The organism is Sphingomonas sp. PSPC2-2 (assembly GCF_049897725.1).
Lineage (GTDB): Bacteria > Pseudomonadota > Alphaproteobacteria > Sphingomonadales > Sphingomonadaceae > Sphingomonas.
This window is the reverse complement of sequence record NZ_JAFCWU010000004.1, coordinates 118,073-141,841: the sequence shown is the minus strand read 5'-3', so window position 1 is coordinate 141,841 and position 23,769 is coordinate 118,073. Positions and strand designations below refer to the sequence as shown.

20 protein-coding genes are annotated in these 23,769 nt (G+C 64.4%); 7 read left to right on the top strand and 13 right to left on the bottom strand.

Annotation, left to right across the window (positions count from 1 at the left end; translation table 11 throughout):
* Positions 1-61: 61 nt before the first annotated feature.
* From ACP7BY_RS09055 to ACP7BY_RS09040, 4 genes are all read right to left on the bottom strand, one after another.
* Entirely contained in the window at positions 62-1,459 is a 1,398-nt protein-coding gene (locus ACP7BY_RS09055) for an efflux transporter outer membrane subunit (RefSeq protein WP_249340791.1), read from the bottom strand.
* Positions 1,456-2,580: an HlyD family secretion protein gene (locus ACP7BY_RS09050; RefSeq protein WP_033967435.1), complete on the bottom strand. Its 1,125-nt coding sequence runs from the start codon at positions 2,578-2,580 to the stop codon at positions 1,456-1,458. The genes ACP7BY_RS09055 and ACP7BY_RS09050 overlap by 4 nt, the downstream gene beginning before the upstream one ends.
* Entirely contained in the window at positions 2,577-4,220 is a 1,644-nt protein-coding gene (locus tag ACP7BY_RS09045; protein ID WP_126848491.1) for an MFS transporter, read from the bottom strand. The genes ACP7BY_RS09050 and ACP7BY_RS09045 overlap by 4 nt, the downstream gene beginning before the upstream one ends.
* A 153-nt stretch (positions 4,221-4,373) precedes the next feature.
* Positions 4,374-5,597 (bottom strand): cupin domain-containing protein, encoded by a 1,224-nt coding sequence (locus ACP7BY_RS09040; protein ID WP_033967436.1) that lies wholly within the window; start codon positions 5,595-5,597, stop codon positions 4,374-4,376.
* Between the two features lie 212 nt (positions 5,598-5,809).
* Between ACP7BY_RS09040 and ACP7BY_RS09035 the strand changes: the two genes are divergently transcribed.
* Positions 5,810-6,226 carry a hypothetical protein gene (locus tag ACP7BY_RS09035; protein ID WP_137902370.1) on the top strand — a complete coding sequence of 139 codons (417 nt, stop codon included), beginning with the start codon at positions 5,810-5,812 and terminating at the stop codon, positions 6,224-6,226.
* On the opposite strand, the gene ACP7BY_RS09030 is transcribed toward ACP7BY_RS09035, so the two are convergent.
* Positions 6,223-6,888 carry a YoaK family protein gene (locus ACP7BY_RS09030; protein ID WP_171010440.1) on the bottom strand — a complete coding sequence of 222 codons (666 nt, stop codon included), beginning with the start codon at positions 6,886-6,888 and terminating at the stop codon, positions 6,223-6,225. The two genes, ACP7BY_RS09035 and ACP7BY_RS09030, sit on opposite strands and share 4 nt — an antisense overlap.
* Positions 6,889-7,051: 163 nt before the next feature.
* On the opposite strand from ACP7BY_RS09030, the gene ACP7BY_RS09025 reads away from it, so the two are divergent.
* Positions 7,052-7,408: a hypothetical protein gene (locus ACP7BY_RS09025; protein ID WP_156143109.1), complete on the top strand. Its 357-nt coding sequence runs from the start codon at positions 7,052-7,054 to the stop codon at positions 7,406-7,408.
* On the opposite strand, the gene ACP7BY_RS09020 is transcribed toward ACP7BY_RS09025, so the two are convergent.
* Positions 7,405-8,931, bottom strand: coding sequence for a sensor histidine kinase (locus ACP7BY_RS09020; protein WP_052192575.1), 1,527 nt, complete (start codon positions 8,929-8,931; stop codon positions 7,405-7,407). The two genes, ACP7BY_RS09025 and ACP7BY_RS09020, sit on opposite strands and share 4 nt — an antisense overlap.
* 255 nt (positions 8,932-9,186) lie before the next feature.
* Here ACP7BY_RS09020 and ACP7BY_RS09015 point away from each other — a divergent pair, with 255 nt between their 5' ends.
* A complete protein-coding gene (locus ACP7BY_RS09015) occupies positions 9,187-9,360 on the top strand; it encodes a hypothetical protein (RefSeq protein WP_156143110.1) in 174 nt (57 codons plus the stop codon).
* Between the two features lie 5 nt (positions 9,361-9,365).
* Here the strand turns inward: ACP7BY_RS09015 and ACP7BY_RS09010 are convergent, their stop codons facing one another.
* The 7 genes from ACP7BY_RS09010 to ACP7BY_RS08980 form a co-directional block, all read right to left on the bottom strand.
* Positions 9,366-10,361: a FecR family protein gene (locus ACP7BY_RS09010; RefSeq protein ID WP_171010441.1), complete on the bottom strand. Its 996-nt coding sequence runs from the start codon at positions 10,359-10,361 to the stop codon at positions 9,366-9,368.
* A complete protein-coding gene (locus ACP7BY_RS09005) occupies positions 10,358-10,879 on the bottom strand; it encodes an RNA polymerase sigma factor (RefSeq protein ID WP_171010442.1) in 522 nt (173 codons plus the stop codon). The genes ACP7BY_RS09010 and ACP7BY_RS09005 overlap by 4 nt, the downstream gene beginning before the upstream one ends.
* A 139-nt stretch (positions 10,880-11,018) precedes the next feature.
* Entirely contained in the window at positions 11,019-14,087 is a 3,069-nt protein-coding gene (locus ACP7BY_RS09000; protein ID WP_033967441.1) for a TonB-dependent receptor plug domain-containing protein, read from the bottom strand.
* Positions 14,088-14,176: 89 nt separating this feature from the next.
* Positions 14,177-15,448, bottom strand: a complete 1,272-nt coding sequence (locus tag ACP7BY_RS08995; RefSeq protein WP_171010443.1) for an MFS transporter — start codon at positions 15,446-15,448, stop codon at positions 14,177-14,179.
* A gap of 103 nt (positions 15,449-15,551) precedes the next feature.
* Positions 15,552-17,822 (bottom strand): molybdopterin cofactor-binding domain-containing protein, encoded by a 2,271-nt coding sequence (locus ACP7BY_RS08990; protein ID WP_033967442.1) that lies wholly within the window; start codon positions 17,820-17,822, stop codon positions 15,552-15,554.
* Entirely contained in the window at positions 17,819-18,295 is a 477-nt protein-coding gene (locus ACP7BY_RS08985) for a (2Fe-2S)-binding protein (RefSeq protein WP_033967443.1), read from the bottom strand. Before ACP7BY_RS08985 ends, ACP7BY_RS08990 begins: the two co-directional genes overlap by 4 nt.
* Positions 18,292-19,596, bottom strand: coding sequence for a c-type cytochrome (locus ACP7BY_RS08980; RefSeq protein WP_249340792.1), 1,305 nt, complete (start codon positions 19,594-19,596; stop codon positions 18,292-18,294). The genes ACP7BY_RS08985 and ACP7BY_RS08980 overlap by 4 nt, the downstream gene beginning before the upstream one ends.
* A gap of 411 nt (positions 19,597-20,007) precedes the next feature.
* On the opposite strand from ACP7BY_RS08980, the gene ACP7BY_RS08975 reads away from it, so the two are divergent.
* From ACP7BY_RS08975 to ACP7BY_RS08960, 4 genes are all read left to right on the top strand, one after another.
* Positions 20,008-20,604, top strand: coding sequence for a response regulator transcription factor (locus tag ACP7BY_RS08975; RefSeq protein ID WP_052192585.1), 597 nt, complete (start codon positions 20,008-20,010; stop codon positions 20,602-20,604).
* Between the two features lie 83 nt (positions 20,605-20,687).
* Positions 20,688-21,062, top strand: coding sequence for a response regulator transcription factor (locus tag ACP7BY_RS08970; protein ID WP_033967444.1), 375 nt, complete (start codon positions 20,688-20,690; stop codon positions 21,060-21,062).
* 124 nt (positions 21,063-21,186) lie between these two features.
* A complete protein-coding gene (locus ACP7BY_RS08965; protein WP_126848465.1) occupies positions 21,187-22,797 on the top strand; it encodes a sensor histidine kinase in 1,611 nt (536 codons plus the stop codon).
* A gap of 270 nt (positions 22,798-23,067) precedes the next feature.
* Positions 23,068-23,730, top strand: a complete 663-nt coding sequence (locus ACP7BY_RS08960; protein WP_126848535.1) for a response regulator transcription factor — start codon at positions 23,068-23,070, stop codon at positions 23,728-23,730.
* Positions 23,731-23,769: the final 39 nt, after the last annotated feature.

Sequence of the window (23,769 nt, the reverse complement as noted above, 5' to 3'; positions counted from 1 at the left end):
AAACGCTTCCCCTACCGCCTCGCTGTGATCGGCGGGTTGTCGATCCGGGCCTTTCAGGGTCTCAAGGCGCGACCGCAGAGCCTCCCACCGGGGCCGACCATCCGCCACCCAGACTGCGGTACAGGACGACGATCGCCCGCAACCGTGCGGCCCGCAGATCAACCACCGACAGACGCGCGCTCAACAAACTCCGTTCGGCGTCGAGCTGATCGAGATAGGGCGCGTATCCGGCACGGTAGCGGTTGACCGCCAACGCCCTTGCGGTCGCGAGCGCGGCGCGTTGCTGCTCGGCTGCGGCCAGTTGCTGTGCGAGACGCTGGTTGCTTTCCATCGCGTTTTCAACCTCCGCAAACGCCGTCAGCGCCGCCTTGCGATAAGCGAAGGCGGCCTGATCCCGCGTTGCGGCTGCGATGGATTGTCGTGCGCGCAAGGCACCGCCTTCGAACAGCGGCGCAAGGATCGATCCGCCAAGCGAAAACAGACTGACCGGGTTGGGAAGAATATTCGATGCCACCGCGCCGCCCGAGGCCGATAGCTGGATGCGGGGCAAAAATGATGCGCGGGCGACATCGAGCTGACGATCGGCCGCTACCACGCGGTCTTCCGCCTCAGCGATATCGGGACGCTGCCGCAAGACCTGTGCGGGAAGCGAGACGGGCACCCGCACCGCGACCAAACCGTCAATGGCGGCACCCGGCGCAATCGCGCCCGGCGCTTTGCCCAACAGCAGGCTAAGACCGTTCTCCTGCCGGGTGATCGCCGATCGCGTGGCCGGCACGAGTTGCGCCGCGACCTGATACTCCGCCTCGGCCTGAGCGAGATCGAGCGCAGGCGAATAACCGGCGGCGGCACGATGACGAATCAGCTCAAGTTCCTGGGCACGGGTTGCGAGCGTGTCTTGCGCAATCGCGAGCTGCGCCTCTAGCGCGCGCAACCCGATATAGCCTTCGACCACCTGCGCCGCGACCGCCAGCCGGACCGTGTCGCGCGCGGCCTGGCTCGCCAGCAGGTCCGCCCGCGCGGCCCCGCGAGCCTCCGCCAACCTTCCAAAAAGGTCGAGCTCATATGATCCAGTCACCGACGCCGTGCCATCGACCTGGTCCAAGCCGACCCCGAAAGCGTTGAGGCTGCGACCATAGCCACCTTGACCGCCAACGCCGATCGCGGGCCTTGCCGCACTCGCGACAAGGCGGAACTGTGCCCGCGCCTGCGCAACCCGCGATGCAGCGACCATGACGTCGACGTTGTTGCGCAGCGCTTCACCCACCAATGCGTTTAGCGCGGGGTCTCCGAAACTTTCCCACCAGTCGTTTTGGATCGCCTGGATCGCCCCCGCGCCTCCATCGACCCGCCACGCCGTGGGCGCGACGACCGCTGCCGATTGGGGGATGGACGGTCGAGGCCCGGCGCACCCCGCAAGCAGCAGCACCGCGCCCGCCGCGCTGGCTCGACGCATCATCGCCGCTCGTCCGTTTCGACGCGCGTTTCGACCGACATGCCCGGACGAAGCCGATCGAGCAGCGCCTGGCCCGGATCGGCCATGATCATCACGCCGATCCGCTGCGGAATCTTGACGAAATTCCCGGTGGCATTGTCCGGCTTCAAAACGGCAAATTCCCAGCCGCTCGCGGGGGCAATGCGCACGACGCGGCCAAGCATTCGATGGCCGCCCAGCGCATCGACGGTAAAGCTGGCGCGCTGGCCGACCGCCATGTGATAGGTCTGCGCCTCTTTATATTGCGCGATCACCCAACGATCGGGCGGGACGAGCTGCATCAACTCTGTTCCATTGGTGACAAACTGGCCGAGCCGAACGTGCACTTCGCCGATTTGCCCCGGCTCGGGCGCGCGGATCACGGTGTGCAGCAAATCGATCTCGGCAAGGTGCAATTGCGCCCGCGCCGCCTCGACCTGTGCCGACAGCCCGCGTTTGCCGACATCGACCGTGCGCAAATCCTGCCGCGCAATATCTTCACTGGCGATTGCTTCGCGCAGATGCGCTTCCGCCTGTGTCAGGGCGGCCGAGGCGCTGTCGCGCTCGCGCACGGAAATCGACCCGTCGCCGACAAGCTCGGTCGCGCGAGCCATATCGGCCTTGGCCTTGCGCAATTGCGCCTCTGCACCGGCGATCGTTGCCGACTGGCCGACCACCCCCGCCGCACGGGCCGCGCGCGCCTGTTGACTGTTCGCAAGGGCCGCGATTTGGGCATCGAGGTTGGCGCGCGCCTGCTCGAAGCGCGCGCGGTAGATACCGTCGTCGATCAGGACCAGAATCTGGCCGCGCTCGACGCGCTCATAGTCTCGCACCAGCACCCGTGCGACATAGCCGCTGACTTGCGGCGCGATCACGCTTGTGCGGCCGCGGACCAGGGCATTGTCGGTCCGCTGATCGGCACCCGCAAACGGACCTATGCCCCAAAGCTGGAGAATCCCCGAGATGGCGATCAGCAGCATTGCCACCAGTGCGGCCATGACGAGAAAGGATCTTTTGGGCGGCTCCCAAACGGTTGGTGCCGCCGATGCCGCTTCAGGGGCAGCCGCCCCGGACGACACTGCGGGGGAAGTCTCACGGTCGCTCATTCGTTACCCCTCAGGTGGCGTGCGCCTGCAAAAAGTCGAAAACGGCTGTTGACGAGGGTGCTCAGCAACAGCAGCGTGGTGGCCAAGGCGATCCAGGTGACAGCCCAGCATGAATCGTTGAACGCCAGCACATTGGCCTGATCCTGCAAAGCGGAGCCAAGCAGCGCGTTCGCTTCGCCCTGCCGATGCGCCGGATCGATCACGACGCGGGCGATACCCTCGGCATTTTGCGCCAGGCGCGATATGACACCGGGGTCACCCAGCGAAACGCTTTCTGCGATCGCTTCGGCGTGGAGGCGCGCGCGCGCGGTCTGCAACGTACCAAGAAACGCCACCCCGATCAGCCCACCCACATTCTGCGTGGTGCTGAACAGCACGACGAAGCTGACCAGATGCGTGGGCCCTTTGAGGGTCACACGCCGCAACCCATCCAGCAAGGCCGGCCCCAGAAACAGCGCAGCGCCGAAGCCCAGCAATGACTGGCTGAGCAGTAGCTGCGTTGGCCTGGTTTCGCTGGTGGATGCGGTGTCGAGCCATGCCCCGAGCGCGATCACCAGCGCCGCCACCAGCATAAGCTCGGTGAAGCGTTCGGGCTTTGCGAGGACGGCGGCCGCGATCGTGCCGGCGACCATCGCGAAGAGAACGAACAGAAACAGCGTGTGCAGTTGGTCACTGGTCAGCCCGCCAAGCGTCAGCAGGCCGATCGCGCTGTACGTCTGTTCGGCCAGCGCGACGCGAAAGACGAGCGCGATCAGCGCAAACCGGAGGATATCGACGGTGGCGAACCACCGCACCCAAAGAAGGGGCCGCGCCCGGCGTGCCTCTATCAACAGCGCAAGACCCAGCAACGGGAGGGCAATGGCCAGCGCCCAACCGAGCCACGGGGCGTCGGTCCACCACAGAAACCGCCCTTCCGCCAGCACGGTGCAGATCAGGAGCATTGCCGGAATCGTCAGCCCGACCGTCGCTGCGTCGAGCGGCTCGAACACCTTTGCCCGCTCCGTCGGGGGCAACGGCATGAGCACCAGCATCGTCAACGCGGCCAACCCCATCGTCGCGACGATGACGTGCAGGCCGTACCAATCGTTCAGCGCGATGATGTCGATCGGGAAGAGCCGCGCGATCGGAATGGCAAGCGGTGGCAAGCCGAACCCAATGACAAGCGCCATCGGTCGATAGCGCAGCGGAAACACTTGAAACAGATTGTAGAGGGTGAGCGAGGTCAGCCCGCCCGCGGCTATCCCGCTGACCGCTTGCGCCACCACCTCCATGCCGAAGCTGGGCCATAGCATTTGCAGGCACTGACCGCCGATCAGCACCACCAGCACCGTATGCATGGTCGCCGGGATGCCGAATTGCGTCCGCGCCTTTACGAGCAGCAGGTTCGCGGTGGCGTTGAAAGCGACATATACGGCGAGCAGGAGGCTGCCCTCGCTTGCATAGAGCCCGACATTCCCGGAAATCCACAACAGGTTGACGCTGACCAGGCCGTTGGACAGGCCGGCGGTCATCGCCATGACGAGCGCGGAAAGCGCATAGAGGCAGCGATTCAACGTCGTTTGGCGCGGGGCGTACGGCGCTCCGGGGAAAACCGGCCGCTCCTCGGGCTGGAAGCGATACGGTAGGACGCTGCCGCTCATCGCCGCGTAACGATGCGGCACTGCATAACGGGGTGTTCGACGGTCATGAACGGGCACCTCCGTGGGATCGAAGCCACGCGGACGTTTGCCCGCCTCGCTCCGATCCCGGCAATTCATACCTTGGTTGGTCCGGGCTTACCGGTCAGGCGATGCTCACCCGTTTGACAGCGGCACGATGCCGCGCGTGCCTTGCGGGAATTTCGCCAGGACCGATGGGTCGATGTTCAAATGCTGGCTCACCAGCGCCGGGGGCAAGTGGCTCAGCCAATTCGCCAACGACACTTCCTCATAATGGTCGGAGCGGAACACCTCGACGAACTGGAGCACATCGTCGCCGGTATTTTCGACATAGTGACCAAGATTGCGCCGCACGACCCCGACGTCACCCGCACGGAAATCGTTGGTCGTAGCCTTGGGGCCGGTGTTGAACACCGTCATCCGCGCACTGCCGCGCAGATAATATTGCCATTCGTCGGCATTGGGGTGCCAGTGCATTTCGCGCATCCCGCCGGGCTCGACCGTGACCAGTGCCGTTGCGACGTTGGTCGCGATTTTGAAGTTGCTGCTGTCGGCGATCTGGATCGACCCACCGCTGTTATTGAGGATCTTCGGCGATTTTCCGAGGCGGAAGATCACCGGCTCGGTTCCCTCGACGACCTTTGCCGCCGCCTTGTCCGCGGCAAGATCACCCGGTTCGTCGGCCTGGAAGATCCACAAATTGTGCAAGGGGATATTTGCGAAAGTTTCCACCGGCATGCCGAAATTCTTGGCCAGAATGTCGGGCGGAGTGTGCGCGAACCAGTCGGTAATCAGCAGCGTATTGCTTTCGGACTGGGCACCATCGTCGAACGCGATGACGAACTCGGCACCATCGGGCCCGAGACCCTGCAAAGAGTGGGGCAGGCCCGGCGGGAAATACCACAGGTCGCCAGCCTCGACATCCTCGACGCTCGGCCGGCCGTGGCGATCGAGCGTCGTCACGCGGCAACGTCCGCGCGTCATGATCGCCCATTCTGCGGTCTGATGCCAATGCAGCTCGCGCACGCCGCCCGGCGCAAGGTACATGTTGACGCCCGAAATCTCGTCGGAAATCGAGAAATCGGCCTGGGTCAGTTCGCGCGCCCACCCGCCCTTTTGCTGGCGTCGCGGCGAGATGTTGAACGATGACCAGAAAAACGGCTGGGTGCTGATATCGGTCGCCGGAGCGTCCATCTGCGATGGAAACTGGCTTTCGATCACCGGGTTACGCGGTCCGCCCATCGTGTTGCTACGCGGATCGTCCCGCGTGTTGATGGTGCCTTCGGCCGGCTCATCGGGGTTGCCGAAGGTTGGCACTTCGTGGTGCGGAGCGGAACTTGCACTGTGGGTGTCGGTCATGACTCATCCTTGCAAAGGGGGATTGGGCGGCCGGTGCATTGGGGCCGCCCGTCGCCAAGATGCGCCACCCAGCGCGCCGTGCCAGTCATACGAAGGTTGGGTCAGACATCCGGAGCTGCCGCCCCACACCAAGGTCTGGGCTAGACCAACGTATGATTCAGGGACAGCGGCCCGGCGCGGCATCTCATGCGGACACAAGTGGGAGAAGTACCATGACTCTGTTCGTTCGACTGATCACTGCCGCAGCCGTCTCGGTTGGAATGCTTGGTGCCAGTGGTGCCATGGCGCAAAAAATGACCAATGAGGGCCTGCCCCCCTCGGATCCGATCATGCAGGAAGCGGAATGGGACGCGCCGCGCAACACCTTCTTCCTGAACGGCGAACGCGATGTGGAATTGATCCGTTTCAAACGCGTCCACGACATCGAGATTTGCGCCGGAAAGCCCGACCCCAACGCAATTGGAGCCGCCCGCCACGGCTACCCGATCCAGGTTTCTTGGGATGCCGAGGTCGGTGTGATTGCGCCCGGCAACTGCCTGACCTTCGACGCCATGCGGGTGAAGGTGAAACCGGCCAGCGCAATACCGCAAAATGTTGATCTTGTCGGCACCGTGAAGGTCCTTCGCTAACCGGCGCGCCGTCGCCGGATCAAGCCGATGCTGGCGGTCGTCGACACAAGTGGCAGGAGCGGTGTTGCCGCCGGCCAGTACAGTGCGATCCCGACCGCCAGCAAGGCACCCGCAGGCAAGGCCAGCAACACCAGCCAGCGCGGGCTGCTCCATGGTGCCTTGCCATCGACGATGTCTCCGACAAGGTCCGTCAGCGTCCCCGTAGCGTAGGTCGTCGTCGCACCGTGCGGCACGCCGTCGCGCTTCGCCGCGACCGTCTGCAGCGCCATCGCCGCCGCCGACAGCGTGATCAGCCCGAACACCGCCAATCCCGTATGCGGCCCGAACCACCACCATAACGCCACCGCGGCAAGGCACAGGGCGGAGGCAATAAGCGCGACCAGCGACGCATCGTTGCCGCGCGCGCGGGTCATGCGGAAACCCGCGGCCAGCGCCAGCGCAAACGCCCCGATTGCGGTCAGCGCCCCGGCCAACACCGTCTCATATCCCGGTCGCGTGAACACCGTGGCCAACACCGCGTTTCCGGTCATGTTGGCGGTGAAGATTCCCCCCAGCGCCAGATAGGCGAAGCCGTCGGCCGCGCCCGTGCTGAACGACAGAAGGGGAAGCACAAGCGCTTGATCGCGGATTGGCTGGATCGGGGGTTGCGGGATGACGGACATGTGGCTGGCTCCTTGCAATGGAGCGCAGGCTACGAAGCGCGCGGAAACGCCGCCATCATACCTAGGCGTGCAAACCTTCGTATAGATTGGAGCGCGGACCCCGGGGACATAATTGCCAACCCGACCAGGCGAAGCCGGTATCGGCGTATCCGGGAGACATCGCATGAGATACCTCGCCATGACGGCATCCTTGGGCATGGTGCTTGGCGGCTGCGCGCCACCGTCCAAGCCCGTGGGTTGCCCAGATCCGGCGGCCGTGGCACCAGCCTCCATTGGCGGTGCGAGCTACGTCGCGGGACTGACCGGCCGACTTTCCGGCCCCGACCGCGAGAATGTCATCGCAGAGGCAATCGCGGAGATTCATCGCGCCGACCCCGGCATGAGCGCGGACGCCATCACCAACGTCCTGATCGCCGCCGACTGTCCGGTGGCCGCCGCCAAGCCTGACCACACCGAATCCGCCGACCGCCAGCGCATCGGGCAATTCCGCGCGCAGGTGGACCAGTTGCTGGGAAGCTAACCCGCGCGCGCGCTATCGTGGTCCGAGGGTGTTTCCTGAGTGACGGGCAGCCGCACGGTGAAGGTCGCGCCGCCATCGGCATTGTTCGCCGCCACCAGCGTGCCACCATGCTGCTCGATGATCGAACGGCAAATGGACAACCCCATGCCGAGCCCGGTCACTTTGGTCGTGAAAAAGGGTGCGAACAGTGCTTCGGGGTTCCCAGCAATGCCAACGCCGCGATCCCGTATCGCAAGGACGATCGTTTCGGCGTCATGCCACACCTCGAGCGACAGAATGCGCTGGTCGGCGGGGGTGGCGATCATGGCTTGATCTGCGTTGAGCAGCAGGTTCATCAGCACTTGCTGGATCTGGACGCGATCCCCGTATATCGGTGGCAGCCCGTCCAGGCCACTCAGGTGCAGGGCGACGCCATGTGCCTGCAATTCGCGGCGCAACAGGTCCAGCGTCGCGTCGACCAACGGGCCGAGGATCACCCGTTCGCGCTTGGGATCGGCGCGGCGGGCGAGGTCGCGGATTCGCGTAATCACGTCGGCGGCGCGGGTGGCGGTGGTGGCAATGTTGCCTAGACAATCCGCGACCTCGGCCGCGTCCGGTGCCTCGCGCGCGAGCCAGCGCTTGCCCGAATTGGCAAAGGTGAGGATCGCTGCCAGCGGTTGATTGACCTCATGCGCGATCGAAGCCGCCAGTTGCCCGAGCGTCGTGATCCGCGACACATGCGTAAGTTCGGCCTGCGACTGGGCCAGTTTCGCCTGGGCGCGGTTGCGTTCGGTCATGTCCAGCGCCATCACCAGAACACGGCTCCACCCGTCGCCGCCGGGCGGAAGTGTCACCCGCAAGACGACGTCGACCGTCGTTCCGGCTGCTGTACGAAAGCGTGTTTCCTCGTCGATCACCGGATCTCCCCGCAGGAGCGCAGAAACGATGCGGCCAAGTGTGGCTTCGGCAGCGGGCGTGTAATAGGCCACGAGGGTCCCGCCGATAAGCGCCGCGCGGTCGGTCAGTCCAAAGAGGCGTGCCGCGGCGTCGTTGGCATCGCGTAGGACGGCGGTTTGCCCGACGCGGGAAATCATCGCCGCATCAGGTTCTTGCCCCCGGCGCAGCACGCTATGCGCGGCCGACCAGTCGGTCTCCCAGATGGCAATGCCCGCAGCGCTGAAGATCGTCCGATAGCGCGCTTCCGAGCGCAGTCTGTCCTGCACCGCCGCCTGGTTGCGCAGACACAACCAGGCCGTCACCGCGATCGCGACCAGACTGACCGCGAGGCGCATCGCAGGCGAGCCAAAAGGCTCACCGCCGTGGCTGACGACATACGCACCCGCAGCGAGCAGGGCCCCAAGACCGCTGGTCGCAAGGACGAGTTGGCGATCGTGGTTGCGCGCCACCATCAGGACGACGAGTGTGTAAAGAACCGCTACAGCGCCTTGCAGGGGGCTGAGCGCGTCCAACGCGAATATCGCCAGCGCAACTGCAAGCGCGGCCGCGCCATTGAGCCGTCGCCTGAGCGCTCTCCCTTCCAGCATCGCGGCCCCCTCGCCCCCCTTGATCTGCCCAGCCGCGGGCGCGCGGGGCCGGATATAGCTGGCCGATCAAACCGTGCGGCGCAACCGGCATAAGCAAGCGGCCGATTTCCCGCGACGAAATTTCCCATGTGGATTGTTGGTGCGCGTGCGTCTGACAGGTGATGTTTCCATCCGAACACGCGGAGATCGATTTTGTATCTTAGCCAGACCATCCAACGCGCTATCGAGAGTGGCGCGATCCGTGAAGGAGCTACGGTGGAGGCAACCCCACTTATCCGCATTTACGAGACGTTGGTCGGGATCGGCACTGTCGCGCGGACCTGCGACCACCTGCTGCGGCAACCGGAGCCGGATCTGGCCGAACTGCGCCTGCTGGTGGCGAATCTCATCGCCGCATCGAACGACGCGATCACAATCATCCGGGACTGAGGATTTTAACGGCGGTAGCGCAACTCGATCCGCGCGGGATCGATCCGTACCACGCGCACTGGCAGGATTTCAGCCACCGTCGTGGCGAAGCGCAGCGGATCGTGAAGTCGGAAGCGTCCCGATACGCGCAGCGCAGCCACCCGCGGATCGACGATCACCAACTTGACCTCACTGCCCGCGTTTAACTGTTCGATCGCTTCGGCGAGCGTCGCATTGTCGAATTCCGCCAAGCCCTGACGCCACAGTGCTTCCGCGCCCGGTGCCAATAAGGACACCCGATCCGGCTTGCCGGCATTTGCGACGAACGCCTGACCGGGACGCAGCACCGTCGCGCTGCCACCGCCCTCGATGCGGACACCGCCCTCGAACAAGGCAACTCTCAGCGAACTGGGCGCGACACCGACCTCGAAGCGTGTCCCGACATCGATGATCGTCCGTCCGCGCGCCGCCACGCTAAACGGATGCGCGCTATCGTGCCGTACGTCGAACAAGGCACGCCCCCGGTCGAGAGAAACCCGACGCCCGTTGCCGAACGCCACGCGCGCGCGACTGTCGACGTCAAGCGTCATGCGCGACCCATCGGGCAGCACAATTGCCTTCACCGCTCCACCACTCGCGACCAAAATGTCCCCCGCGTCACGCATGTCGGCGACGACAGGAGGCTTGGCCGGTCGGGGAAGCAGCAGCGCAGCACCGCCAATCACCGCGACCGCTGCCGCCGCCCCGGCCACCCAACGCCACGGCGGTGTGGTGGCGTTCCACGGCCCTGCGGCCAGCGCTGCGGCGCGCAAATCTTCGAACACCGCATCATCTGCTGCATCGAACGCTGACCATGCGTCTTCCAGCTTCCCCCAGGCGGCGGCATTGGCATCGTCCTCGAGCCAGCTTGCGAACAGTCCGGCCTCAACCGGTGCCCCGCTATCCTGTTGGACCTTCCACAATGCGGCCGCATCCGTCGGCGACAGTCCGCGCAGGAGCGCACGAGTAACACGCACCGTCACTGCGCCTCTCCCAATCGCGCAAGGCGCTCGGTCGCGCGCAGCATATGCTTTTCGACCGCGCTGACCGACACGCCCAGTTGCGCGGCGATGTCGCGATAGGCCATTCCCTCCAGGCGGCGCAAAATGAAGACGGTTCGCGTACGATCCGGCATCTGCGCCACGGCGGCCATCACCGCCTTGAGCGCCTCGCGGCCCGCGACGATCCGATCCGGGCCAAGTTCCGCGCCACCTCCTCGATCGGGATCGAACTCGATATGCGCATCATGCTTGCGAACGGTGCGTCGACGTCCGCGATCGGCCAGAACGCTGGCCGCGACCTGAAAAACATAACCCCGCAAATTCTCGATGCCGTCCTCGCCGCCGCGGGTGGACAGACGCAGAAAGACCTCCTGAACCAGATCCTGAACATCATCCTGTTCGGCCACACGGCGACGAAAATAGCCGATCAGCGGGTCGCGCAAGGCCTCAAGCGCAAGGCCACGCGCGTCATTCGCCGGAGAGTTTTTGCGATCGGGCACGCCATACCTGTGCGGCATCAGGGCGCAAAGTACCACCCCCCGCAATGGCACCGGATCGCGCCGGAGAGATAGGGCAAACGCAGTCATTGGACAAAAGACGCGCATTCCCCGAAAAGCCACACCGCTTTTTTTTCGGCGTTCAGATTGCCAGTGCGAGCGTGAACTCGAAACGCCGCCGCCGGGGGTCGCCATAGCCGCTATAACCGCCTTCCTGACTGACCACGGTGGCGGGGCGATGATCCAGCAGGTCCTCAATACCAAAGCGGAGATCGAGCGTCCGCCCGCGCGCCGCGCCCGGATCGAAAGGAATGCGATACGCGACCGCCAAGTCGAGGGTCACGCTCGCCGGAATGCGCGAGCTGCCCTGCCGGGCGGTGAGCCGTGGGTTCAGGGTGGTGGTAAGGGCCGATCCCTGCTCAACGCTGTAAGCGCCGTAATATTGTGCGGCCAGACCCAGCTCCAGCCGCCCCTTAGTCCAGTTTAGCCCGGCATTTCCGCGGAGGGCCAGCGCGCCGTCGATCCGATTGGTCAAATTTTGGAGGGGATAGCCGTTGGCCAGATAATGCCGGTAAAGCGGCTGCCAGGTCCCGGCGAGGAAGACGCCGATATCGCCATGACGGGCACTCCGAAAGGGCAGGTCGATCCGCGCATCGACCGCATCGATCGTGGTCCATCCCACCGTGGTGTAGCTCGTATCGATCTGCGTCACTGCCCCGGCGGTATAGCCCTTCGCCGCGTCCTCCGCGGTTAACGGCAGCCGTGTCACACGGCCGGGATAGCGATCCTCGTAGTACAAGATGACGAGCGCACTCCCAACGGGCCCACCGGCCTCACGGCTGCGGCGAATGTGCGAATAGTCGACCGAAAGCTTGGTCCCGCTCTCGCCAAACGGGTTGGCGACGAACCCGGCCGAAAGCGTCGCGGCGCGCTCGGGCACCAACGGATCCTTGAACACGATCAGTGTGTAGGCCGGTGGGGCGATGATTTGATTGCCGCGTTTCGGATCGATCGCGGCTCCCTGTGCAGAACCCCCGGCAAGTTGCTGCAGCGGTGGAGACGTTTCGCCGGTCGCGAGGCTGGCGCGTAGCAACAGCCTGGACAGCGGGCGCACCTTAACGCCAGCGGTAAAGACCATCACCGGCCGTTCGCTGCCGCGATAGCGCTCATACAGGATTTGGGGGTCGTCTTTCGGGTCGGGCGAGGCATTGACGCGCGTGGCGTCGATGCGGGCTGCGACTTGCACTTCAAGCCCCCGCAACGGTGCAAAACGCGCTTGGTCCGAGACCAGGGGAGCGCGCACTTCGACATAAGCGGAGCGCACACGCTCGGAATATCCCCGGAGCGTGTTGGACAGCGGTAGCCCGAACACCTGGTTCACATAGGTGGTCGGTGCCACGCGCTCGTATCGCTGCTCCGCCAATATCGTCGCGAACAGCGCCCCACCCGGCAAAGCCATGACAGGCCCGCTCAACCGCACCGACAGGTCGCTCATCCGGTTGGTTTGAACCGAGGATACAAAGACGGGAACGGCATTGCTCGCCAGTGCGGCCTGCAATGCTGTGCTGTCGCCAAGCGGATTGATCGCGTCGGGGCTTGGCGATGCAAAGCCGGCCAATTGCAACAAGGCCGTCAGGTTCATCGTCTCCCCGCTCTGCCGCAATTCCTGTCGCGCCGAACCGAGGCTGAGATCGAGATTTGCTTTCCACCCGGCCGGCAGGCCCACGACAGCGCCGACGCTTCCCCGGGTCGTGACGATCCGCTGGCGCGTGGCGCTGTAATACGCGTAGAACGGCAAGCTGAGATCGATGTCCTGCTGGAACGGATTGTTCGGATCCGTCGCGCTCATCTGCACAAAGGCACCATAGGTTGTGCCGCTGACGGCCCCCTTGTCGACCAGCCGAATGAAATCGCCGTAAATTTCAATACCGCCGAACTGATGGCGGATAGTGGCGAGGATGGAACTTGTCTCCTGCGCGACGGTCAGGCTGCGTAGCCTGCCCTCTTCGCTGCTCGACGGCGTGGTGTCGAGCCGACCGGCATTGGCGAGCAGCAGCGCCGCAGTCTGCGCGGCAGAACGGCCGTTCCCGGGCGGCAGGGTGGTGATGAAGCTGCCCAGCGCACCGCCGCCATATTCGGGCTTGAAGGTCAACGGCACGCGCCCGGAACCCGCGATGTTGACCGAATCGGAAACGGGCAGATCGCCATATTCATAGGCTGCGCCAGCGGTGGCGAGGATGCGATCATTCGCTCTCTGCGCGAAGTCCCGGTCCCCAATGTGCAGGGCGCTGCTGCTTGCGCGGCTGAAGGAGACCATAACATCGGTTGCCCCGTGATCGGGGGTGAAGCCGATCCGCGCATCGACCCGGCCTTGCGGGGCGTCCCCACGCTGCGTCACACCACTGGTCACGGTCAACGCGGCTCCGCGATAATCGCGGCGCAGCACCAGGTTGATCACCCCGGCGATCGCACCTGGACCGTAGATACCGCCCGCAGTCGACGTCGCAATTTCTGCACGCTCGATGCTTTCCGGCGACACCGCGTTGACGTCGGACTGGACGAATGTCAGCGTTCGGCCCGGCAATCGCGGCATCGCGCGTCCATCTACCAGGACCAGCGTCTCGTCCGCGCCCAACCCGCGCAAATTGACCGTGGACTGCGGCGACGCCTGCCCCGAGATCGGCGAGTGCATGAACGAGACGCCTCGCGCATCCGCCGACATGCGCTTTCCGATCAGTTCCTCCACCGTCGACGCGTGGGCGCTGCGGATATCGGCGCGCGTCAAGACCTGATACGGCTGGACATCGTTGGTGAAGCGCCGGATGTCGGCATTCTGCGTACGCCTGCCAACCACCACGATCTCCGGAACGGGTGCCGTCGCCGCTTCGGTCTCGCTCTCGGTCGCCTTGACGACGATGTACCCGCCGCCGTTCGTACGCCGCTCGACGAAACCGGTTCCATCGAGCACCGCTTTCAGCGCGTCGTCGATACGATATTTGCCCGACACCGCAGGCGCGCCGGTCGTGCCGATTGCGGCATCGGAAAAAAGCAGCTCAACTTGGTACAGGCGCGCCAGCGTCTGCAGCGCGGCGCGCAACGGCTGGGCCGGCAGGCGGACCTCTTTCACGGGCCGGGGCGACGCGCACGTCATCCCCGGCGTCGCAACAGCGGCGCAAAGGGCAACGATGCCGAAGAGATTCAGATGCCCCATTTTACCCCATTGCCGAACCCGGCTTCACCTTTCTCCCACAAAAGGGAAACACGCTCGACCCGCCACGCCAAGAGAATCGTCGCCGCACACTATTGGTGTGCGCGCGCCGCCGCTCTCCCCACAAGCACGGCGACCAGGCATGCGATCCCACCGACCCCCAGCCCCCAGCGCGGATCGATCGAGTCGATCAGCCCGATGATCGACGCCCCGATCGGGGTCGATCCGACGAACGCGGTCGACCACAAGGCGGTCACCCGCCCGCGATATTGTGGCGCGGCTGCCAACTGAATCGTCGCATTGCCCGTCGTGATGAAGGTAATGCTCGCCAGTCCGACGACAAACAGCAGAACGACCGCAATCGTTTGCGTGGGTGCGCACGCTGTCGCAAGCATCGCCGCCCCGTAAAGGGATGCCGCCCGAACCAGCCGCGGCAGACCAAGCTCCGGTCGCAGCATGCAATAGATGCCGCCCACCACCGAGCCCGCGCCGAAGGCACCGAGCAGCCAGCTATAGCTTGCCGCGCCGCCCGCAAGCGACACCTTTGCGAACAGCGGTAGACTAACCTCGAATTCGTAGGTGAACGTACCGATCAATGCCATCATCGCGACCGGCCCGAGAATTTCGGGGACGGTCAGGGCATAGCGAAAACCTTCGAGCAGTTGCCCGGGGGCCGGCGTCACGCGCTGAACCGGATGCAGCGCGGACCGTTGCATCGCCAGCAACGCGGCGAGCACGGCAGCGAAGCTGATCGCGTTGACCAGAAAGCACCAACCGATCCCGACGGTGGTGATCAACAGCGCGGCAACGAGCGGTCCGACCGCGCGACCGACATTGACCATCGTGCTGTTGATGGTGACCGCGTTGCGGATCAGCGGCTTGCCGACCATTTCCGGGATAAAGGCCTGGCGCGCCGGATTGTCGAGCGCGGACAGGCATCCAAACAGAAGCGCGACCACGAACACGACGGTCATGTCGATCCGGTGCGTCAGCACCAAACCCGCCTGAAGCAGCGACAGCGACGCAAGCAGCGACGCGGTCGCCACCAGCAAGCGGCGCTTGCTCATCCGGTCGACCAGCAAGCCCGCATAGGGCGTCAGCAGCAGCACCGGGAGATACCGCGCGGCCGTAGCAAATCCCACTGCGGTCGCCGAGTTGGTCAGTTGCAGCACAAGGATCGCCTGGGCCACGGTCTCGGTCCAGGAGCCGATCAGGCTGATGCCCTGGCCAATGGCGAAATGTCGAAAATTGCGCACCGACAGGGCGGCGAGCGGACCAATCGGGCGGTCCTCCTCCGACGGTGGCGAATTCCGTGGCGCGACCCTACCGTCCGCGCCGACCACGACCAGGCTTGCGTCGCTCACGCCGACCAGGCGTCCAGCGGTCGCCCATATTGGACGATCGCGCAGTCGACCGGCAGTCGGCCGTGCCGATGCCGTTCCCGTGCGGGGGTGCGGGCCATTGCCATTACCCCTCGGGCCCGAGTGCAGTCAGGATCGTCGCAGGATCGAGCGGCATGTCGCGCAGGCGCAGCCCCGTTGCATCCGCCAGCGCATTGGCGAGCGCCGCCGATGTCGGCCCCTGTGCCGTTTCGCCGGCACCGAGGAACGGCTGACCGGGTCGATCGAGCACGACCACATCGATCGAGCCGGGTACGTCTTCGAAACGCAGGATCGGATAGGTGCCCCAGTCGAAACTGGTGCGGCGCGATTGGTCATAGGTCACGGCCTCGCGCGTTGCCCAGCTGATCGACTGGATGATCCCGCCTTCGACCTGGTTGGCAATACCGTCGGGACTGCCCGGCTGACCGGCATCGACGGCGGCGACGACGCGGTGGACGATGATGCGGCCGCTCTCCCGCACCAATTCGATTTCCATCGCAATCGCGCAATAGGCACCGATATTCTTGTAGCGCGCAAACGCCATTCCACACCCGCGACGTCCATCGCCCTTGCGCCGAGACCGCCAGCCAAAACGTTCGGCAGCCGCAGCGATGACCGCGCGCGCGCGCGGATCTTCCATATGCGCCAAGCGGAAATCGAGCGGGTCGACGTGCGCGACAAGCGCAAGTTCGTCGAGCATGCTCTCGATCGAAAAGACGTTGAGATGCGCACCCAACGACCGCAGCGCCGAAACGCGCAGCGGCATTTGCGGCACGAAATGATAGATTACGTGCATGTTGCGGAAGCGGTAAAGCGGGTTGGCATTGCGATCGCCATCGCCCTCCGGCATCGGAATTGGCGCGGGAACCTGCGGCGCGAAAGGCGGCACGATTTGTTGCGCGACGGCATAGCCGCCGGGCTGGACCGGCCGATTGTTGTGCGCATTGCTCCACACGTCATACTGCCACGAACTGATCTTGCGGTCGGCACCGAGCGATGCCCGTACCTTGGTGATCATCCCGCAGCCATTCGGCTCCCAGCCAAACTCCTGCTCGCGCATCCACTGCAACCGGATCGGCCGCCCCGGCAGGGCCATCGCGATCAGGGCAGCTTCGGCGGCGACGTCGTCGGCACCATTCTGGCCGTAACACCCGGCCGAAGGGCTGTGAATGCAGCGAACCTGCTCGGGCTTGAGGCCGACCAGCCCGGCAACCGCGCGATGGACGTCGAACACACCCTGGCTGTGCGACCAGATCGTCAGCGCTTTCTCGCCCTTGTCCTCGCGGAGCCACGCGACCGCGCATGACGGCCCGATCGAGCCGTGGCTGATCCACGGGCGGCTATACGATGCGGTGATCATGTGTTCCGTCGGCGATGTGGCGTCATGCGTATCGAGGACGACGATCTCGCGTGACGGCAGGCCGAGCAAGGTCTGCACCCCGTCGACCACGGGTAGCGGTGGCATCGTCCGGACGTAATTGGCCCGCTGCGCCACCCGCATAGCGGTGATTGCTTGCCACTCGCTGGTCGCGACGACCGCGAGAAAGGTGCCATTCTCGACCACGGCGACAACGCCCGGCATCCGGCGCACCGCCGCCAGATCGGGCGTGACGAGGTTGGTGCCATAGCTTGGGCCGCGCATCACCCTTGCATGCAACATGCCGGGCAGCCGCAAATCCTGGACGTAAGCGGCACCGCCGGTCAGCTTGGCGGGGATATCGACGCGTGGATAATTTTTCCCGAGCGTCCGATAGCTCGCGGGGTTGCGCAAGGGCGCGTTCGGGATCGCCTCGACATGTAGCGACACTTTCGCCGCGATCGCCCCATAGGCCAACCGCCGCCCATCGGGAGCGACGACATGGCCGTCTCCCGACGTCGTAAGCTGGTCGACCGGCAAGCTCCAAAGCTGCGCCGCTTGACGAGTCAAAATCATGCGGACGTTCGCGCCTGCATTCAGCAGCGCAGTGCCCCCGTCCATCATCGAATGGCTGCCGGCGGTGAGCCCTTCATCGGGGGTGCGGGCCGTGTCCGCAGTGATGAAGTCGATTTGCGCGGGCCGCAGATCGAGTTCCTCGGCGACGACTTGAAGCAACGCTGTCCGGATGCCCTGCCCCAACTCGGCCTTGCCCGAAAACACCGTGGTCCTCCCGTCAGACGCGATATGGATCCAGCTGTCGAGCTCGGGCGCGATCTTCAGGTCGCCCGGAAGGTCGGGCCGGAGCACCTGGGGGCCGCCGCCGCCTTCACCGCCCCCCGCCAGCGCGAGGCTGCGCGATGCGAAACTGAAGGCGACCAGCAACCCGCCGCCTGCAAGCACGTCGCGACGCGAAGGACGCAAAGGAAGAATTGTACTCATGCCGTATGTCCATCGCGCGGAAGCCCCGCGACGCGGCGAATAGCGCGCAAGATGCGCATGTGCGTTCCGCAGCGACAGAGGTTGGTCTGCATGTGACGGCGGATCTCCGCCTCGTCAGGATGAGGATTGGCATCGAGCAGCGCCTGCGCGCGCATGATCATGCCAGCGATGCAATAGCCGCACTGCGCCGCCTGTTCCTCGGCAAACGCGCGTTGCAACGGACCGGGATGGTCGATCGTGCCCAGCCCCTCCACCGTCCGCACCGCCCGCCCGGCCGCGACTGCGACGGGGGTCACGCAGGAGAAGATCGCCTTGCCATCGAGCTGGACCGTGCACGCACCGCACTGGCCAAGTCCGCAGCCATATTTCGCGCCATCGAGCGCCAATTCGCCCCGCAATACATAAAGCAATGGCGTCGCCGGATCGACCTCCACCTTATGGGTGACGCCGTTGACGGTAAGCGAAATCGTCATTGCGCGGTGCCTTCCTTGCGGGCGCTCTTCACGCGTTTCTCGAGGTCGGCCCACGCCGGCTCGTCCGTATAGCGGGCGCGGGCATAGGCCAGCGTCTGCGCCACTTCGGCATTGCTCAGACTGTCGGCAAAGCTCGGCATTTTGGGGCCGCGGTCGGCGACAGGCGGGGCGATCCCCTGCAACACAGCCTGGATCGCACTGGTCGGATCGGCGTCGCGCAGGCTGGTTGCCAGCGCGAGCGACGGCCGCCCCTGCCCCATCATCGGTGCACCGGGTCCATGACAGCCGGCACAAGCCCCCGCAAAAAGGACGGCACCGGCCGGATTGGTGCCCGCCGCACGGTCGGGCGCGTCGATCGATCGCGCAACGGCGGCGTTGTCCCGTCGTCCCCCGGCCATTTTCGAGGCGATATAGGTGGCGATGGCGCGGACATCGCCCTCGGGCACCTGCGCCAGATCGGCCACGACCGGCCCCATCGGCCCGGCCGCCGCGCTATGTTGCGGCGAGATACCGGTACGAAGATAGGTGAACAGCGCGTCCTTCGTCCATACGATGGCAGCAGGGTTACGCGCATCGAGCGCGGGCGCGCGCCAGCCCTCCGCAACGCCGCCGGCATAGGCCCGCGAACGCTCCTCGGCCCCGGCGAGGTTACGTGGCGTATGGCAAGCCCCGCAATGGCCGAGGCTTTCGGCCAGATAGGCACCGCGATTCCATTCGGCCGATTGCGTGGGATCACCCTTTACCGGCCCCTTGTGCAGAAAAAGCAGCTTCCATCCCGCCAGCAACGGGCGGAATCCGAGCGGCGGGATCAGCTTGTTCGGCGGTGCCGGGGCCACCACCGGGTCGCGCGTCATCAGATACGCATAAAGCGCATCAAGGTCGCGATCGGTGGTGTGGGTGAAATGCTCATAGGGCAAGGCCGGGTAGAGATGGCTCCCGTCACGCGCCACGCCGTCTTTCAACGCCCGACGAAAGGCCGCCGCCGACCAATTGCCAATGCCAGTGGCGGGATCGGGCGTAAGATTGTCGGAATACAGCGTGCCGAACGGGGTCGGCAGTGCACGGCCACCGGCGAACGGCCGTCCGCCATCCGCGGTGTGACACACCGCGCAATCCCCGATTCTGGCCAGAATTGCGCCGCGCGCGATCTCGGTCTGCGCGAAACTTGCGCGTGGAGGAACGGCAATCGGCGCGATTGCTGGCCGCCAACTCGCGGCCAGCGCGCCCAGAACGCCAATCAATCCCAAGACCGCGACGATCAGGAGATTGCGTCGGGTGATCAGACGCCGAGCATTAGCCACGGGACGACACCGCATTCAATCTGGTGGTCACTGCCTCAATCCGCAGGCGCTTGTGTCGCAGCGACATAACGGTCTCCCAGCGGTGTTATGCGACGTCCAGCCTAAGTGCGTCGCGCCCTGCTTGGGCGATATCAGGCCGCCCGGTCGATCATCCTTTCGTATGGGATTGCCAGACTTGGGTTTGCTGGCAGAATCGCACGCGCCTGCATAAGCAGGTGTACCGCGCGGTAGCGCGGGGACAGCCGCGCAAGCCCAAAGGGCGATACGGCCGCGCTTCGAGCGATATTACGGCGACACTCGCGCCGGGTCTGACTTCGGGCGCGCGCACGACGCGACATCTTGGAAGGGGGGCGAGTGTCACAAGGCGAGCAGGCAGGCGGCGAAGCGCCAGGCTATCTGGCACCGACCGTGATGATTGTCGACGATGACACAATGGTGCGGGGAGCAATGGATTCCCTGTTTCGCTCGATCGGTCTGCAAACCCTGCTGTTCGATTCCGCGCAAGCGTTGCTCGATCATCCCCTCCCCGCAGGTCCTTCATGTCTGGTGGTGGATGTCCGTTTGCCCCGGATGAGCGGCATGGAAATCCAGGCCAAGCTCGCCGAACGCGGCGACCGCGCGCCCATCATTTTTATGAGTGGCCATGGTGATATCGCGATGAGCGTCCGCGCGATGAAGGCCGGTGCCGTCGATTTTCTCGCCAAGCCGTTCCGTGATCAGGACATCATAGACGCCGTGCTCGCCGCACTCGACCGTGATCGCGATCGCTTGGCAACCGAGGGCGCGCTGGAGGCCGCAAGCAGGCGGCACGCTGCACTGACGCGCCGCGAGACAGAAGTGATGGCGCTGGTGGTCGCGGGCCTGATGAACAAACAGATCGCGTCCGAACTGGGCATCAGTGAAATCACAGTAAAGATGCATCGTGGCACCATGATGAAAAAGATGGGCGTTCGCACCGTCGCCGATCTCGTGCGGATCGCAGCGATTGTGAATCGCCGCCCCCCGTGATTCCCAGACCTCTGTATGATGTTCTGATGCGATTTTACGGTGTAGAGAGCGAACGACGCACAGGGCTGCGATCAGGAGCGTCAATGGACCCGGAAGCACGGACTGTGGCAATCGTCGAGGACGACGATTTAGTCCGCTCCGCAACCGTTAGCCTGGTGCGCTCGCTTGGGCTTCAAGTCGCGCCTTACAGGTCGGCGCTCGAGTTCCTCGACGCTCCACCCGAATCGCTTGGCTGCATCCTTTCGGATTTTCATATGCCTGGCATGTCCGGCCTTGAATTTCACGAGACCCTTCGCGCGCGCGGAGACCGCATTCCCTTCATCCTGATCACCGCCTATCCGACCGAGCAAATCCGGGAGCGTGCAAACGAGGGGGGCATCCTTTGCCTCCTCGAAAAGCCTGGAACGACGGAAAGTCTAGTCGCATGCCTGAGCCAGATTTTCGGCCCCCTTGGCTGACCGCGCGCGGGACACGCATCCGCTGCAAACAAAAGTTCCTGCGCGCCCACCCTTTCGAGGGTATCGGGCGACGCCCACGGACCACTAATGTAGCCAGATTGGGGACACTATAAGGACGTCGACCGTGACAAAGTACCGTCCGGCAAGCGCGCTTGAGGGTCGCATCGCTTCAGGCTGGAGCTTGGTAATCAGTGCAGCGCTGACCGCTGCCATTTTCGCAGCCGATACGATTTTCATCATATCACCTGCTTTGTCCGTCCTTTACATTCTGCCGCTGCTCATCCTTGGCAATAGCGGAGCGCGGGCGCTGGTTGCGCACTTTGCGGCGATCTGCATCGGTCTCGCCATAACCGCCTTTGTCCTGGGCCTGCCGCTCAGCTTCGGGCCGATGGCCTTGCCGAACCTCGCAATCGGGATCATCGCGATTTCGGTAACAGCCCGACAACTCATTCGGTCCGAACGCCTGCAACGGCAGTTGGCGGCCGACGAGCGACGCTATCGCGGTGTCTTTAACAGCATGGCGGTCGCCATTTGGGAGTGCGACTTGCGGCCAATTGAAACGGCCGTTTCCGATTTGCAGGCGCGCGGTGTGCGCAATATACGCCAGCACCTCGCCCATCACTCCGACCTTGTCGGCGACCTGCGCCGGAGGGTCTTGATCACCGACGTCAACGATACCGCGCTGCGAATGATCGGCGTGCCGGACAAGCAAGCGTTTCTGCGGCAACTCGACGACTTCCTCGTCGACAGCGACGAGGCGTTCATTTCCTGCATCACCGCGATCTCCGAGCAGCAGCCGTTGTTTCAAACCCAAACCCGCGTGCGAACCGCCAAGGGGGAGGAACTGGATGTCTTGATGGCCTTTGGTCTCGAGGGCAGTTCACCGCTCGAGCGCGTGGTCGTCAGCCTGTTCAACATGACCGAGCAGAACCGCCTCGCTCGCCTCATCGCCGAAAATAAGGAGCAGCTTGCCCGCGCCCAGCAGAGCGCGGCACTTGGCCAGATGTCCGCCTCGATCGCACACGAGATTGAGCAACCGCTTACCGCGATTCAAACAAGCCTCGACGCCGCAACGCGGTGGCTCCGGCGCGACCCGATCGCGGTCGGCGAAGTCAACGCCTCGATCCAGACCGGGCTGCACGCAACACAGCGCGCGATGGACGTCATCCGCCGCATCCGCGCCTTGATCATTGGTAATACCGAAACCGAATCCAGTGCCCTGGAAATCGATGCGCTTGTCGAAGAGGCAACGACGCTGATCGAGACCGATATCATCAACAGCGGAACGCGGGTGGTGCATGTGTTGAATGCCCGCACGGTGCTCCACGCCGATCGTATCCTGTTGCAGCAGGTGGTGGTCAATCTCGTTCGAAACGCAGTGCAGGCCATGGCCCAAACGCCCCCGGACGAGCGCCGAATTTTGATCGAAACGATGGTCGTTGAGGACGTTGTCCGCCTGAAAATTACCGATTGCGGCCCCGGCTGGCCCCCGGAAATTCTGGCCGAGGCTTTTGCGGCATTCCGCTCGACCAAACCCGGCGGGATGGGCATTGGCCTTTCTGTCTGTCGTACGATCATCGAGGCCCATGGTGGATCGATCAGCTTGCGCGACGCCGAAACGGGCGGCGCTACGGTCGAAATTATGTTGCCTGCGAGCCAGCCTGCGGCGAACGCGGCATCGCTCAGCAGCGATTTGCGGATGCAGATCCGCAAGAACGTAGCAAGCGCGCGCTGAAGGACAAAGGACACGCGACCCTGGCATCATTTGCGCCTTTGCGCGGTCGCCAACGAAAGGATGGTGCCGATCGACGGGGCAGGTTCGCCCTGGCCAGCGTCACGCGGTGCGCCACCCCGGATGACCTCCGGCGGCCCCCTTGCGCGCGCTCATCATACAAAGGTCTGGCACCCGCACCTGCATGGATAGCTGGCGAGCAAGCTTTTTCGGACTAGGCCATGGACTGCGGGCATTTCCCGCTCGGCTAACGGTCCATTGGTGGGAAAAATCATGATAGACGCAACCGCTACACAGGCCGTCGGACCGATCTGCGTCCTTGATGACGACAGCGACGTGCGCGCGGCCATGGATAGCCTGCTGCGGTCAGTCGGATTTACGGTGCTCACCTTCGAAACGCCCGACCAATATCTGACATGCAGCCGCGCGGACGAGGCGGCCTGTCTGCTGCTGGACGTCCGCCTTAACGGTTTGAACGGGCTCGATTTCCAGCAAGAGCTTCTCGACCGTCATATCCATGTCCCGATCATTCTGATGACCGGGCACGGCGACATTCAGATGACAGTGCGCGGGATGAAAGCCGGGGCGGTCAATTTCCTGACGAAGCCATGCAATGACGACGACATACTCGCCGCCATCGCCGAGGCCGTCGCCCTCAACCAGGCCCGTCGGGCGGCTCATGGCAGGGACGACCACACCCGCCGATTGTATAATGGTCTGACCCCGCGCGAACGGGAGGTCATGAGCCTGGTAACTGCGGGCCTTTTGAACAAGCAGGTCGCGGGACGACTGAACGTCAGCGAAATTACGGTTAAGATCCACCGGGGCAACATGATGCGCAAGATGCATGCCCAATCGCTGGCCGACCTGGTACGGATGGCGGAAACGCTGGGCGTGCGCGAAGTGACTGCAGCGCGGTTTGCCGCATATGGTTGACGAACACGGCACCTCCGCTTGTACCCGCTCAGGCCATCG